At 59.9% G+C, this 15,190-nt stretch carries 13 protein-coding genes; 2 read left to right on the forward strand and 11 right to left on the reverse strand.

Features of this window, described 5'->3' with window-relative positions:
* Window positions 1–154: 154 nt before the first annotated feature.
* The gene (locus tag NW843_RS05080) at window positions 155–1,369 is read right to left on the reverse strand and encodes a site-2 protease family protein (RefSeq protein ID WP_414522308.1); all 1,215 of its coding nucleotides are present in this window, start codon (window positions 1,367–1,369) and stop codon (window positions 155–157) included.
* 391 nt (window positions 1,370–1,760) lie between these two features.
* Here NW843_RS05080 and nrdJ point away from each other — a divergent pair, with 391 nt between their 5' ends.
* Complete coding sequence (gene nrdJ / locus NW843_RS05085) at window positions 1,761–5,147, forward strand: ribonucleoside-triphosphate reductase, adenosylcobalamin-dependent (protein ID WP_414522314.1); 3,387 nt, start codon at window positions 1,761–1,763, stop codon at window positions 5,145–5,147.
* 133 nt (window positions 5,148–5,280) lie between these two features.
* Complete coding sequence (gene pheS / locus NW843_RS05090; RefSeq protein ID WP_011432376.1) at window positions 5,281–6,282, forward strand: phenylalanine--tRNA ligase subunit alpha; 1,002 nt, start codon at window positions 5,281–5,283, stop codon at window positions 6,280–6,282.
* A 67-nt stretch (window positions 6,283–6,349) separates the two neighbouring features.
* Here the strand turns inward: pheS and NW843_RS05095 are convergent, their stop codons facing one another.
* The 10 genes from NW843_RS05095 to NW843_RS05140 form a co-directional block, all read right to left on the reverse strand.
* Window positions 6,350–6,646, reverse strand: a complete 297-nt coding sequence (locus tag NW843_RS05095; protein ID WP_011432377.1) for a PipX family protein — start codon at window positions 6,644–6,646, stop codon at window positions 6,350–6,352.
* Between the two features lie 198 nt (window positions 6,647–6,844).
* Window positions 6,845–7,420, reverse strand: coding sequence for a TIGR04376 family protein (locus NW843_RS05100; RefSeq protein WP_414522309.1), 576 nt, complete (start codon window positions 7,418–7,420; stop codon window positions 6,845–6,847).
* A gap of 202 nt (window positions 7,421–7,622) precedes the next feature.
* A complete protein-coding gene (locus tag NW843_RS05105; protein WP_011432379.1) occupies window positions 7,623–8,378 on the reverse strand; it encodes an ABC transporter ATP-binding protein in 756 nt (251 codons plus the stop codon).
* A gap of 54 nt (window positions 8,379–8,432) precedes the next feature.
* Window positions 8,433–10,220 (reverse strand): MBL fold metallo-hydrolase, encoded by a 1,788-nt coding sequence (locus tag NW843_RS05110; RefSeq protein ID WP_414522310.1) that lies wholly within the window; start codon window positions 10,218–10,220, stop codon window positions 8,433–8,435.
* Window positions 10,221–10,476: 256 nt separating this feature from the next.
* The gene (locus NW843_RS05115) at window positions 10,477–11,967 is read right to left on the reverse strand and encodes a cellulose synthase (RefSeq protein ID WP_414522311.1); all 1,491 of its coding nucleotides are present in this window, start codon (window positions 11,965–11,967) and stop codon (window positions 10,477–10,479) included.
* 226 nt (window positions 11,968–12,193) lie between these two features.
* Window positions 12,194–12,463, reverse strand: coding sequence for a 50S ribosomal protein L27 (gene rpmA / locus NW843_RS05120; RefSeq protein WP_011432382.1), 270 nt, complete (start codon window positions 12,461–12,463; stop codon window positions 12,194–12,196).
* Window positions 12,464–12,539: 76 nt separating this feature from the next.
* Entirely contained in the window at window positions 12,540–12,965 is a 426-nt protein-coding gene (rplU, locus tag NW843_RS05125) for a 50S ribosomal protein L21 (RefSeq protein ID WP_011432383.1), read from the reverse strand.
* Window positions 12,966–13,250: 285 nt separating this feature from the next.
* The gene (locus NW843_RS05130; protein WP_414349974.1) at window positions 13,251–14,009 is read right to left on the reverse strand and encodes a photosystem reaction center subunit H; all 759 of its coding nucleotides are present in this window, start codon (window positions 14,007–14,009) and stop codon (window positions 13,251–13,253) included.
* 36 nt (window positions 14,010–14,045) lie between these two features.
* On the reverse strand, window positions 14,046–14,327 hold the full coding sequence (locus NW843_RS05135) for a chaperone modulator CbpM (RefSeq protein WP_011432385.1): 282 nt from the start codon (window positions 14,325–14,327) through the stop codon (window positions 14,046–14,048).
* A partial coding sequence (locus NW843_RS05140) for a DnaJ C-terminal domain-containing protein (RefSeq protein WP_414522312.1) occupies window positions 14,324–15,190 on the reverse strand: 867 nt, incomplete at its 5' end. The genes NW843_RS05140 and NW843_RS05135, both read right to left, overlap by 4 nt.

Raw genomic sequence — 15,190 nt, forward strand, 5'->3', positions numbered from 1 at the left:
TGGAGAGGGTCTCCCGGAAATAGTATCTGAGACTACTTTTCTTGGTCTTCTCTCCCCGGCTTGCGGAGGCAAAACGCTCCGCCCCTTTTGGGGAACCTTTTGTGGAAGAGGAAGAACCTAGGCGCCTTGGGCCGCTCCCTGTCCAGACATCCCCCTAAGGCTCATTGCGCAGATCCGGGGATCCCTGCCAAGCCAGACTGGGGGATCCCTCTCCGGCCAGATTGTCCTCCACCTGAAATCCAGGGGGCCACTCTTGGCTGTCTCGAACCCGCTGCACCACCTCTTGGGGCAGCACGACCCCCAACTGCCGGGCAGCCATGGCCACCACATCCCCCCGGTCGATCAAGCCAGCAATGGCGCCGGTGGGCGTGAAAACCAAAATGCGGCGGGGTTCTGCCTGGCGCATCATCTGAATTACCTGGGGAATGGGGGTCTCTTCTCGTACCCCCTGCAGTTGCTCCATCGGCTTGAGAATAGCCTTGAGGGTGAGGCGATCCCACTGGCTGCGCTCGATGTCGTTGAGCAATTCTGGCCTGACCAGCCCACGGTAGCGGCCATCTTCCTCAGCAAAATAAACGTCCGCCGGTTGAGTTGGGGCTTCCGGCCTGAGAGAAGAAGGCACCAGATAGCGATCCACAAACTCCCGCAGGCTCATGTTCGCGTCCAAAACCCGAAACTGGCGGGTCATCACATCTGCAGCTTTCAGGCGGGCCAGCACCTGCTGCAGTTGCGCGTACTGGCTGTAGCGGCGGGCGGTGTTCAAAATAAACAGGCCGATCAACCCCACCCAGAGGCCGTTGAGGCTCCCCCAAAATACCACCAGCAGACCTAGCCCCACCAAACCCCAGCCCACCCCCTGGCCGGCTCGGGCCGCCCACAGCATACCCTTTTGCCGATCCCCTGTCCAACCCCAGATGGCCGCCTTGAGCATTTGCCCCCCATCCAGAGGCAGGCCCGGCAGCAGGTTAAACAGGGCAATCGTCAGGTTGATGGCAGCCAAGCTGGTGAGGGTTGAGGCCAGCATCGACTCCGGCACAGCCCAAGCCCGGGCCACGCTGAAGAAAACAAACAGACCCAAGCTGAGGAGAGGGCCTGCCACCGCCACGCAAAAAGCCCCAAGGGGGCGGGGAACTTCCCGCTCAATCGCCGCCATACCCCCAAAAATAAATAGGGTTATCGAGTTAACCCGTACCCCATAGGCGCGGGCCACCAAGCTGTGGGCCAACTCATGGGCCAGCAGAGAAAGAAACAACCCCATCGCCGTCAACACCCCGTAGGAGAGCACCAGCAGGAGGGCCGCCGGGAACCAGGTGTAGTCGATGAAAAAGGGGATCCCCCACAAGCTACCGATGCGCAGGCGACTGGTCATGACGATACAACTCCTTACACAGCTCTCACTGGGGAGAAGGCCCAGGAAGGTGCCGTTGAAGACGACAAGCAGCCCCTTAACTTGGGATCCCTCTCCTCCACTGTAGCCCTTCTGCCGGGCCTTCCGTTCCCTTGCGGCTCCCCCGGCAGACAGCGGGCCTGCCCTATCCCTAGAGGCTCTTAAAGATCTTCTCAGAGCACAACACTACCTACAACACCGGATCCCTGAAGATTGTGATAACGTGGTTGGGCATTCGGTCGGCGGGGTTGCCAACCGGCGCTCAAGAGTCGGAACTACCGAGCTTTGCAGAAGAGGTGTGGCTATGGTGTGGACTTCGTCCCGCTCAGGCGAACAGAGCAAAGAAGTACAGGGACTTGATCCCGCCCAGACGATGGGAGCCGTGCCTCCAGGCGAGTTTCCGGCCACAGCCCCGGCGGCCAGCCCGGTGTTCTACCGCACCTACAGCCGTCGCCGCCCAGATGGCAGCCGCGAGACTTGGAGCGAGGTTTGCGATCGCACCTTGGCCGATATTGCCCGGTTGGGGCGCTTCACCCCTCAGGAGCGGCAGTTGGTAGAACGTCTGCAGCGGCAGTTGAAGGCGTTGATCTCCGGTCGAGCCTTGTGGGTGATGGGCACCGACTGGATCCAGAAGCCGGAAAACTTCTCCGGTGCCTACAACTGCACCAGTTTGGCGGTGGTGGACTGGCGGGCCTTTGGCCTGATGATGGATCTGGCCATGATGGGCTGCGGCACGGGAGCGGTGCTGGAACCCCAGTTCATCCGCCAGTTGCCCCCCATTGTCAACCGCCTGCGGGTTCACGTGAAGGGATCCATCGGCGCCACCCCTCCCGAAGAGCGGCAGGAACACACCCGCATCCACCGGCAGGGATCCCAGGTGCACATCCAGGTGGGAGACAGTCGCCGCGGCTGGGTGGAGTCCTACCAAGCGCTGCTGGAGCTGGCGTCGGATCCCAGCTTTGGGGGCCAAGTGGAAGTGACAGTGGACTTGAGCGATATCCGCCCTGCCGGCGAGAGGCTGAAGGGATTTGGGGGCGTGGCCAACCCCATTAAGCTGCCCGGCTTGTACGAGCGCTGTGCCGCCATCCTCAACAGGGCGGTAGGTCGGCAACTGAACTCGGTGGAGTGCTGTTTGCTCATCGACGAGGCGGCGGTGGTGGTGGTGGCGGGAAACATTCGTCGTAGCGCTGGCATTCGTCAGTTTGCTGCCGACGACCAGCTGGGATCCACCGCCAAAGACAACCTCTGGCAGCAGGACGAAAACGGCAACTGGAGAATTGATCCCGAGCGAGATGCCCTGCGCATGGCCAACCACACGCGGGTGTTTCACCGCAAGCCGACGCGGGAAGAATGTGTTGAGGCCGTGCGGAAGCAGTTTTACTCCGGTGAGGGCGCCATCCAGTGGGCCGGGGAAGCCGTAGCACGGGCCAATTGCGACCTTATCCCACCCGACCTAAAACCCGACTTTCTCAAAGCCTATGAGGCAGGAACGGCCCGAGAATGGCTAAAGGGACGGGATCCCTCCCTAGGGGAAGAGGAACTTCAGGATCGCCTGTGGCGCTATGGGCTGAATCCCTGCGTGACAGCCGATACCTGGGTGCACACGGGCGATGGGCCGCGCCAGGTGAGAGACCTGATTGGGAAGCAGCACAGCACCTATGTCAATGGAGAACTATTCAGTACCACACCGGAGGGGTTCTTCTACTCCGGTACCAAGCCTGTGCTGAAGCTTTTGACCAAGGAAGGGTTCTCTCTGCGGCTGACAGGCAACCATCGGGTTCTCAAAGTCACCGCTCAAACCCAAAAGGCACAATACACCGAGTGGGTACCGGCAGAAAGCCTACAACCGGGCGACCGCATCCTGCTGCACAACCATCGCGATCTCACCCCGTGGGATGGGGCGGGTACCTGGGAAGAAGGCTGGCTTTTGGGGAATTTGCTGGGTGACGGTAGCCTTACGGCAACCCCGTGGAACGACACGGCTTTATTACGCTATTGGCAAGATACCCAAGCCGAAATGAGCCAGTATGCGATTCAGCTTTTGCAAACGGCAGTGGGTTACGAGCCCCGCCAGCCAGAGGCATATCACTATGCGCAGCTTGGGTTGCGGGTTATCGGCTCCAGGGGGTTGGCAAAACTGGCGGCCCAGTTCGGCATGAGGCCCGGACAAAAGCAGATGACAGAGGCGCTCGAAGCCACCAGCTTCCAGTTTCATCGAGGCTTCTTGTGCGGGCTCTTTGATGCGGATGGCAGCGTGCAAGGTAATCAGGAGAAAGGGGTTAGCGTGCGGCTCTCTCAAAGCCATCTGGGTACCCTCAAAGCGGTTCAGCGCATGCTGGCGCGGCTGGGCATCATTGCAGTTTTGTATGAGAATCGCCGTCCTGCTGGATATCGCCTGCTGCCGAACAGTGCTCGCCAACCTGCACCATACGCTTGCAAAGCCCAGCACGAATTGGTTATTGCCAACGACAACTTGCATCTGTTCCAGGAATGGGTCGGCTTTCGGGAACCGCACAAAGCCCAAAAGCTAGAGGCACTGCTGAATGGCTACAAGCGCCAGCTCAACCGAGAGCGGTTTGCTGTGACGGTTGCTGCCCTTGAGGCAGACGGGGTAGAGCCGGTGTATGACTGTACTGTCCCCGGCCCAGCGTGCTTTGATGCCAATGGGTTTGTTGTCCACAACTGTGGCGAGATTATTGGCCACACATTCCATTGCAACTTGGCCGAGATCCACCTCAACCGTTTGGATCCCCACAACCGGCAGGAGCAGGAAGACGCCTTTACAGCGGGAGCTCTCACGGTGGCAGCCCTACTCCACCACCACTTTGTGGAACCTCGCTTCCAGCGCTCGCGGGAATGGGATCCCATCGTCGGCGTCTCGTTCACAGGCCTGTTCGACTTTTGCGTCAAAGCCTTTGGGGTTGAATGGCTGCGCTGGTGGCAGGAAGGGAGACCCGATACCCCCATCGGGAAGGAATTCAAGCAGCAGGAGCGGGAATACCTCAGCCGCTGGAAGGAGATCGTCCACCGCGTGGTGTGGGACTACTGCGATCGCCACGGCCTGCGCCGCCCCAACCGCTGCACCACGGTTCAGCCCGCCGGCACCAAGTCGCTGCTCACCAACGCCTCTCCCGGTTGGCACCCGCCCAAGGCCCAACGCTATATCCGCCGCATTACCTTCGCCAAAAATGACCCGGTGGCGCTGGCCTGTCTGGACTATGGCTACTCGGTGGTACCTGCCCAGGCGGACAAAGATGAAAACGGGAACTTGCTCAACGACCCCTTTGATCCCCGCTGTACCGAATGGCTGGTGGAACTGCCTGTGGAAGTAGAATGGGCCAACCTGCCCGGTGCTGGCCAGATCGAGATCGAGCAATTCTCGGCCCTGGCCCAGTTTGACTTCTATATGCAGGTTCAGAAGTACTACACCACCCACAACACCTCCGCCACCATCGAGCTGCGGGAGGACGAGGTGGAAGCTCTGGGATCCCGTATCTACGAAGCCATCCGCGACGACGAGGGCTACATCAGCGCAGCGCTGCTGGCCCGCTTCGATGCCCCCTTCCCCCGCCTGCCTTTTGAGAAAATCGACAAGCCCACCTACGAACGACTGGTGGCCGAGGTCAAAAAGAGACGGCGGACAGATAACTTCTTCGCGGCCCTGGCCCGCTACGACCGCAACTTTACCTTGGCAGCAGAGGGACCGGCAGGGTGTGACGCTCTGGGGTGTCTGTTGCCAGATTCGGCGCCTCAGAGCTAGTTCCCCAAAAGGGTTCCCCCTGCTGCCGACCAACCCCATCGGATGCAAAGGCGCGACCGAGCTCCCTCCTGTGATACCTTTGTAGGGATTCCCTCAACCCCCAGGGATCCCTTCTGCCCTTGGAATCGGCCCCATGCAAGACGAAAAAGACACGCTTCGCCAACAGCTTCTCACCCTGCAAAGCGAGGCCCTCGCCCAAGTGGAACAAGCTGACGGTCTGGAGGCTCTGGAACAGATCCGCATCGACTACCTGGGCAAGAAAGGTAAGCTCTCCAAAATCTTGGGGGGAATGGGGAAGCTGCCCCCAGAAGAACGGCCTGCCATTGGCGCTTTGGCCAACACCTTTAAAGAGGCCCTCCAATCCAGTCTGGAGCAGCGCAAACAGGCCCTTGGTGAAGCTCAACTGCTGGCCCGCCTAGAAGCAGAGCGCCTGGATGTCACTATGCCCGGGCCCCGTCGGCCTCTGGGGCGGATCCATCCGCTGCAGGCCACCATCGACCGCATGCTCGATATCTTTGTGGGAATGGGCTACACCGTGGTGCATGGGCCTGAGCTCGAGACGGAGTACTACAACTTCGAGGCCCTCAACACCCCTGCCGACCATCCGGCGCGGGATATGCAGGATACCCTCTACCTGGCCAATGGCTACCTGATGCGTACCCAAACCTCCTCGGTGCAGGTGCGCTACATGGAGCAACACCAGCCGCCGCTGCGCATTGTGCATGCCGGTCGGGTGATGCGCCGCGATACCGTGGATGCCACCCACTCCGCTGTGTTTCACCAGATGGAAATTTTGGCGGTGGGCGAGAACCTCACCTTTTCCGACCTGAAGGGCACCCTCAACACTTTCATCACCCGCCTATTGGGCAAGCGAGAAACCCGCTTTCGGCCCAGCTATTTTCCCTTTACCGAGCCTTCTGCTGAGATGGACGTGCGCTTTGGCTCGAAATGGCTGGAAATCTTCGGCTGCGGCATGGTGGATCCCAATGTATTTCAAGCGGTGGGCTACGACCCGGAGCGCTACACCGGATTTGCGGCAGGGATCGGCATTGAGCGGATGGCCATGCTCCTCCACGGCATTCAGGATATCCGCCTGTTTTATACCAGCGACCTGCGCTTTCTGTCTCAGTTTTAGGTGGCTATCTTATCTGAGGAACAAAACCCTCGTCCTGAGCCCTGCAAGACCTTCAGAAAACCCTCTTTCAGGAAAAGGTTTGCTTGTAGATCAACTGCAATTGTTCTAGCTCATCTTGGCGGGCAGCACGGCGCAGCAGGCGCATTTGCTCTTCGATGAGCTGGCGAGCCTCATTACGGCTAATCGGATCGAAGACCAACTCCTCCATGGCAGCAGGATCCCCGCTGTTATCCGGCGGCCTGAAGTAAACCCGAAAAAAGAGCCTTTGGGCGTAGAGAGTGGTGAAGAGAGCCTGATTTTCGTCGACCTGACACAGGCTGTAGAGCAGACCAAATGTGGGGTGATTCAGATACAACTCATTCATGCCCAATAGCGTATCACTCTTGGGGGAGAGGAGAGACTTTTCTTCCCGGTCGGTGCCAGAGAAAGTTCTGGAAATGATGTGGCTATGGCTCTTGAGACCAAGGGCTTAAATCACAAGTTCCGCCCAGCTCGATTTTGGCCGTTGCAACTGGATTCAACATTAGCAAATTAACAAAGTTTTTAGACATGGGTCAGGCCGTTATCGCCGCTGCTGTTCCTGCACCTTCCTCTTCGTGTCATTCAATTCGTTTTCCACCTCTAGCTGACGAAATTGCTCTTCCAATTCATCCCAAGCCTCGGAAGGTTTTCCCCAAGGGCTGAAATTCCGGTCCGGGTTGTCGATGCCTTTGGCTTGCGCGGCTCTTACCTCTTGCAGCTTAGCCTTCACTTCTTGGCGGCGCTGGCGAATCTGCGGCAGCAGGGCTTCCATTTGTTGGATTTTCTCCTTTTGGGCTTTCATTTGACCCCATAGCTGGCTGCCCCTCTCCAACAGCTCAGCCTCCCGGCGTCGCGCTCCTTCGGCCAGATCGGGACGATTGGCCCGCTGCGCCTTCTCAATGCGAAAGTGCCAGGTTTTAATCTCCTCGGCTAAGTTGAGAATGCTTTTTTGGAGAGCCTCCTCTTGGACGCGGCTTTCCTGCAACAGCTGCAGGGTATCCGATTCCTGCTGGCGCAACTGCTCATCGAGGGCTTGCAGCTCGATCTCGGGGTGGGCCCTGAGAAATTCCTCCAGGCGGGTTTCCAAAAACCGGATGATATCTTCGATCAGTTTCATGGACGGATCCTCTTCCCAAGCCCTCAGTTGCGTTTAGAGTAGCCCAAGCTGGGCCATCCTAGATAGGGTTATCCCATGCCCGTTTAAGACATTCCCTTCGACCTTCACCCAAAGTGAGGCCAGGGATCCATCCGGCACGCCAGTTCACCGCAACTGGGAACTCTCCTGAACCCAACTGCCCCCAGGCGGATCCCTGTCTTCCTCAATCCAGCAAACGGCCATCCCCAACCCGGATAATGCGCTGGGCGGCCTGGGCTACTTCAAGGTCATGGGTGACCACGACCAGGGTGATGCCCTGCCGGTGGAGCTCCGCAAAAAGGTTCAGCACTTCCTGGCCGGTATGGCTATCCAGAGCCCCAGTCGGCTCATCAGCCAGCAACAGTTGGGGTCGGTTGACAATGGCACGAGCAATCGCCACCCGCTGCTGCTGGCCGCCGGAGAGTTGGGCCGGACGCTGCTGCAGTTTGCTCCCCAAGCCTACTTGTTCTAGGGCTTGCTTGGCCCGCCGGCGTTGCTCCGGCTCCGGGATCCCGGCATAGGCCAAGGGCAGCATGACGTTCTCCAGCGCTGTCAGGACGGGCAGGAGATGGAACTGCTGGAAGACAAAGCCGATTTTTTGGTTGCGAATGTGGGCCAAATCGCGATCGGTCAGCGTGGAAACTTCCACCCCATCCAGCCAGTAGCGCCCTGAGCTGGGCCGATCCAAACAGCCGATGAGGTTCATCAACGTGGATTTGCCGGATCCAGAGGGCCCCATAATGGCGCAATACTCTCCCGGCTGGATCGCCAAGTCGATATCGTAGAGGGCCTGAAAACTGCCCTCCGGCAGTGGATAGACTTTGTTCACCCCGACCATCTGCACCACGGGCGGGCTGGCCGCAGCCAAGGCCTCGGCTGGGCGCTCCAGGGATCCGACCGGCCCACGGCGATGATTTGCCCAGGAATCTTGCTCAAGCATGGTTGGCACCGCGACTTGCCCCATTCTAGCCTTTGGGCTTCCCTGGCTTGACGGCTAACCGGAAGAGCGGATCTCCTGCGGCTGATGGTAGGGGCAGCTCCCCTGGGGATCCACCCTGAGGCGGTAGAGGGGGGAACGCTCCTGATCACAGCGAAAGGCTTGGGTCTGGGAAGTCAAGATCTGGCGGGCAAAGCGACAATTTTGGCACTTTTTGCCACCGTGATGACTGGATACAGAAGGCTGTTTTGGACGCGGCACGATCCCTGCTGGAGAAGGGGCAGCCTCTGCCGGGCGGATCAGCTCCCGTGGAGAAAGGCCGCGCAGCACCAGTTCGGATCCCTGCCAGCGGGCTTCCACCAGGCCGGTATCGGCCCAGGCCAGCCAACGGGGATCCTGGGTGATCTGGGGCGGCAGACGCACCTGTACCCCCGCCAAAGTCCGCGGCGACCCCTGCTCCTGCCAAACTTCTTCCACCTCCCCCTCATAGCGCAAAGGGGGATCCCTGATCTCGGCGGGGGAACCGGCCTTCAGCTCCGCGAGCCTAACTGGGGTTTGTAGGTGCCCATCGGGCAACTCCAGCCAATGCCCAGGCTGAGGGCAGTGGACATGGTAGCGATTGCACAGCTCCGGCAGATCCGCCAGATCTTGAGCCTGCTGGGGGTCGGCGTGAACCAAGACCAAATGCTGGGGGCGAAAGGTGTGGACGATCTGGGTGAGATGCCCGACATCGTTGTGGCTGTGCCAGGTTATCCATTCAACGGCAATGCGGGAGCGCAGCGGCGCCGGCCAACGCTCAAACGGGGTAGCCAGTTCCACCTCTGGCAGCCGCACCAGCAGACAGGAGCGCTGCGGTTGGGCCAGCAATCTCGACCAAATTGGATCCCAAGCCTCAGGCCCGGCATCGGCGTCGCACAGCAGCAAGCCTTGGGGCAGAGGATCCGCTTCGGTAAGGGGCTGAACCCGCGGCTGCAGGCGGTCTTCCCAGAACAAGGGCTGGTAGGTGGCGAAATTGCGCACCGGCTCCGGCAGGTAGGTGAGCAAGCGCTCGTAGAGATTGCAGCCTGCCGCCAGCCCCGGCGCCACCCATATCTTGAGCTCTTGGGGGGCTTGGGTAAAGCGGTGGTGGGCTTTGAGGAGAAAGATCAGCTCCTGCCCCAACCCCAACACTGGCAGGGGAAACAGCACCGTTTGCCCCGCTTCCAAGGCGCTGAGCAACCGCTCCACCAGGCGATTTTCCAGGTGACGACGGGGTGGATGGCGGGTGGATCCCAGCGAAGCCTCGATGAGCAACACGTCCGGCTGCCAGTGGCGCAAAGCAATGAGATCCAAGCCGGGGGCAAAGCGAGTTGAGGCCAGGGAACAGTCGCCCGTGTACACGCAGGCTTGGGCCGGAGTGGTTTGGGTATTTTGCAGCAGGGTTGCCGCCGCTCCCGGCAGATGCCCAGCCGCAAAGAAAGTGAGCATCAGATGGGGCAAAATCTCTCGCGCCCGGCCCAAAGGCAGCGCCCGAAAGGGGGGAAAGCGAATGTCCCGGTCGTAGCCTGGCCAAACGCCACACTCCCACAGACCAGCGGCCAAATGAGCAGTCACCGGCGTGGCGTAGAGAGGTACCTGAGGGTAACGACGATGAAAAGCAGGTAGCCCCTGCACATGGTCAAAGTGAGCATGGCTGCAGATTACCGCATCCGGGATCCCTGGCAGAGCCTTAAAGAGGGCAGGAGCGGGCAACCCGCAATCGAGAAGCAAACGGTGGGATCCCATCTCCAGCCAATAGGCACAGCCCTGCTGCCAGGGATCCGTACCCAGGGGGAGCAGTCGAAGGGGGGGTCTCTCTGACTCCACAGGTGTGTCGTTCTGAACCTAGAAGACCGCGTTCAATCCTGCAAACAGGAGGGGCGACTTGGCCAGGGATCCCCCCTCTCCACCGGTACACCTCCCCGGAGAGTTGGAGACAACCTGTGCCGATCCACTTATCCTACACTTCTCACAGCATAGCGTTTGCCCACCATCTGCCGCGGCAGCCTGCCATTTCATCCATGCAGCAGCTGAATGGATGTGGGGATTTGGTTTTGCGATGAACTTGTCTTGGCTTGGCAGCCTATGGGTCGGCGCTCTCTTCTGTCGCCGCAGCGGCGCTGCTGCTGGGAAAAGCAAAGCCGGCAAAATCGTGATCGTCGGGGCGCACCGTCAGGATCATCAGGTTGTAGAAGGCCCAGACCAAGCCAAACAGCAGCTCAGACCAAGAGGGATCCCAACTGCCGGCAAAACGCAGGGATCCCACCCCCATAGCCAGAAAAGTCAGCACAATAGCCAGAGCCTGAGGTCCTAAGGAGAGCTGGGAAGGCTGCTCGGGATAGGGGGGCACTCCCTGCAGACCTTGCACCAGCGCCTGGATGGACTGGAAAAACTGGCTGCCCGTCTGCCGTTCCGACTGCCAAGCTGCCCCCCACAAATGCGGGGGAAAGGCCAAGAGCCAACTGATGCGCCCTAGGAGAGCATAAGGCAAAAACCACGCGAAGAAGACCCGGTCAAAGGCCGGCACCGGCATCCACCCTGTGCAGAGAAAGACCATCGGCACCGCCAAGTAGACCAGCTCCGCCATCCCACCGGCAGCCCAGAGGGCCAGCCACAGGTATTGAAAGCGCTGCTGCTGCGTGGTCGGCTTGCCCCAGAAGGGATTTTCCCTCAAGGCCGAAAACAAAGCCAGCAAAGCAACGCGGCGGTTGCGCAAGGGCAACAAAACACCCGTAACCTGGGTTTGGCGAACCAATTGAGATTGCCAGCCACGGCAGTGCATCTGACACCCCAACTGCACAGGGCGGCGAATGTCGATCCGCGGGATCCCTTCCAAAGCCTTGCGCCGGATGAGACAGCCAGAACCCAACAGGGGTGCCGCCTGGTAGCCCTGGGATCCCACCGCCAAGAGCTGCTGCAGTGGGTGAACGGCTCTGGGCTGGCCTAGGGTGCGCAGCATTGCCTGCACAAAGCCAGTTCGGTTGACAATTGGAGCCCGCTCCGGCGAGTCGTAAAAGTGGGGCAAGGTCTGCCACAGGAAGTCCCGCTCGAGAAAATGGCCCGGCTGTACTAGGAGGAGATACTCCCCTTGGATATGAGGGGATCCCATCGCGTAAGCCAGGGGGTCGGCTGTGGGGCTAGGGCAGGCCCAGTATTCGCAGGGAATGGCCCGGGCCGCCTTGGCCATCTCCTCATCCTCTACCCGATCCACAATGTGGACAAACAACCGCTCCCAAGGGTAGTCGAGGTGCAGAGCCGAGAGCACCGTCTGCCGGGTTGCCTCTACGGAATCCCACTGGCGCATCACCAGCACATCCACCCGCGGCAATTGGAAAAACGACCGCCGCAGGACCTCTGGGGATGGGATCGTCTCTCTCGGCACTTGGGGATAGCGGCTGAGGGTAAAGCCCACCGCCGCCAGCCAAACATACAGCTCTGCCCCCCAAAACAAAAGGGATCCCAAATCCATCAACCCGGCTGTCAGTCGCCAGTAGAGGTACATCACCCCGGCAATGAGGTGAAGCAACCCTGCCCAGCGAAACAAATACACCCGCATCAGCTTTCTGCCTTCCACGCTTTTGCCATTTTCGCCCTCGAAGGGTCAGGGATCCCTAGCTCCTCTTCTCTTCCGGCTGGCCCCAATCCTCAAGAACGAAAAAAGTTCAGGAATCAGCAACAGCAAAACCCTGTCTGCTTTGGAGCAGACAGTTTTCAGCCCGGCAAGCAGCTTGGTCGACAGAAGCGAGAATCTTCTCTTGCGGAAGAAACTCTCCCAGGCAGTTTCAAAGCTGGGCCTTTCCCTACTGGGCAGCCACCTCAGCTGGGTAGACACTCACCTTTTGCCGCCACTTGCCATAGCGCTCAAAAGTCACAATGCCGGTGACCACAGAATACAAGGTGTCGTCGCCGCCGATGCGCACGTTCACCCCTGGGTGAAACTTGGTGCCCCGCTGCCTGACCAGAATGTGGCCGGGATGCACCAGCTCGCCCCCATAGCGCTTCACCCCCAGCCGCTTGGCATTGGAATCTCGACCGTTGCGAGTGCTGCCCGTTCCCTTCTTATGAGCCATAACGCCTCCTATGCAACTGCGTGATCAACAGAAACGAGATAAAAAAATCGGGATTCAGGACACCTGAGTTCAGAGTTTATTCCTCATCCGCAGGGATCCCTGTCGCCGCTGCCGAAGGGGCTGCCTCTGGGTTAGACTCTGGAGCCGCTTCCGTACGGGATGGTGCCGTGGCTAGGGGCACCCCATTGAGTTCAATAGACTCGATCAGCAGACGGGTCAGCGGTTGCCGATGACCCCTCTTTTTGCGGGTCTTTTTCTTTGGCCTCATCTTGTAGACGATGATTTTATCGCCGCGCCGATGCTGTAAAACCCGTGCCCTGACGACCGCCTCCGAAACGTAGGGATGCCCCAACGTGATTTGTCCCTCGTGGTTGATCAACAGCACACGAGACAAATCGAAGGGGCTGTTCTCCTCCACTTCCGCCAGGCGATCGACCTCGTAAAAACGCCCCGGCTCCACCCAAAGCTGCTTACCGCCGGTTTCCACAATTGCGTAAGTCATCTTTCTCCCTGCCGTACAGGTGCCCTGCGGGGGTCTTGAAACCTGATCCGAGCATTGACAGCGATCTTAGATCGTAGCCGAAAAAGCCGCCGTCCGTCAGCTGGGTTTGGTCGAGGACTGGCTTGCAACAGTTCCGGTCGAGCAGTGGGACGGACTCCCCAAGCACCTCATGCTGTTGCCCCCCAGCCCCTTTCCCAGAGGAAGAGGGGAGTTGGGAAGCAGTTGGGAAGCAAATGTGCAGCATCTGAGGCGACCGCAGGCCAGAGGTTGCAGAGTCATTCTTTGCTATTCGGTCAGCTTCTCCCAAGCAGCCTGAAGGGCAGCCTGCATGCGCTGAGCGGCGCGGCTGAGGCGATGTTGCCAGGTTTCCCACTTGTGTTGCAGAAACTCTGCCGCCTCGTCCAGTAGGGAGAGATCGAACTTGCCCCCTTTGGCCAGCTCGTCCCGCACCTGCTTCACCTTAACGCGCACCACCTCCGGCGGATCCTGTGGGCCAACCAACGCCTTGAGGCGATCCCCCATGCGCTGGATAAGCTGTTTCACCTGCCGAGATTTTTCGCTCCAAAAGTTCTTCAAGCCTTCCGCTTCCGATTTCAGCCGCTGCGGAGCATCCTCCTTGACCACCACCGCGTCCACATCAATGGCTTCCACGTCCTCAGGCAGGAGAACGGCGCGCCCCCCCCAAGGCTCGGCAATGCTGCCACCCAGAATATAAGCGGCAATCGCTCCAGTCTCCCAGTCAAAGAGAAAGTCCTCAATCCAGCCGACCTCTCGATTCCCAATGCGCACTGTGCGGCGGTAAAGAGAGCTGATGGGGGTTAGGGGGGTAGCAAAAACGGTAGAGTAGGTCAGCAGCGCGTCTGGCCCGATGAGAGAAATCTGCTCCAGGGGGGTGTACCCCTGCTGGCTGGTGAAGTAGCATACCCGCCCTGTTGGGTCAACCCAGATTTCTTCTACGGTACCCAATGCGGTAGCAGTGCTGCCATCGAGGGCCAGCAGGCCCACCACTTGGCTACGTCGGATGATCTGTTCCATAGGGTTCATCGAAGTTTATCTCCTTGATGGGTTAGCTGGGCAGCCTCAAAATCCGCGGTAGTGGCGCAGTTGCCCCCTGAGCCGGGCAATTTCCTGAGCCATGTCCAAGACCATCGCCGCCCCCGTCCAGTTAAGCCCCAAGTCTCGGTGTAGGCGGCTCATTTGCAACAACCGCCTGAGCTGTTGGGGGGTCAGGTAGCTGCTCTCGGCCTCCACTAAGCCCTGAGCCAGCAGCCATTCCAGCAGGTGGGGAGGGATCCCCAACAGTTCCGTGGCCTGCTCAAAGGTATAGAGCCGTTCTTCCACCCGCACAATCGCCAAGCTCATAGATTCACCTCCTGCAAGTGGGCGCGGGGATCCCAGCTACGGCTTTGCCGCAGCTTTTCGTAGAGATCCCGTTCGGTCTGGGAAAGGGATTTGGGCGCCACCACCTTCAGCCGCACCAGCAGGTCGCTCCGCTGGCCTTGGGGATCCCGCCAGCCTTGGCCCCGCAGCCGCAGGGTTTGGCCGCTGTCTACCCCGGCAGGGATCCTCAGTTGCACGCGACCCGTAGGGGTGGGAACTTCCGCCGTCCCTCCCAAAGCCGCCTCGTCAGGAGTAATGGGCAGCTCGCAGAGCAGGTTGTCTCCGTCAAAGCGGAAGAAGGGATGGGGGGGCAGCTCCAAAGTGAGGTAGAGATCCCCTCTTGGCCCGCCAAAGGGGCTGACCTGGCCTTTGCCCTTGACGCGGATGCGACTGCCCGGCTTAGCGCCGGGGGGAATGCGGATGGTTAGCGTTTCTCCATCTAGGTTCAGCCGTTTCTGGGTGCCGTGGAAAGCTTCTGCCCAACTGAGACCCAGGGTGCCCTCCACATCCTGCCCCGGCAGATCCACCGAGACAAACGGCCCAAAGCCGCCGCTGAAGCCCTGGAACCCGCTGCGGCGGGATCCCATACGGCCCAGCAGCTCGTTGATAAACTCCTCGAAGCTGGCGTATTGGGCGAAGCCCTCCATGCCCGGCATTCCAGCAGCAGAACCAGTACCCACCCGCTGCCAGTACTGCCCAAACTGGTCGTAGCGCCGCCGCTTTTCCGGATCTGAGAGCACCTCGTAGGCTTCGTTGATCTCCTTGAAGCGCTCCTCTGCCGCCTTATTCCCAGGGTTGACATCGGGGTGATACTGGCGGGCCAGCTTGCGATAGACGCGCTTGAT

Source organism: Synechococcus sp. R5-12 (assembly GCF_047502655.1).
Lineage (GTDB): Bacteria > Cyanobacteriota > Cyanobacteriia > Thermostichales > Thermostichaceae > Thermostichus.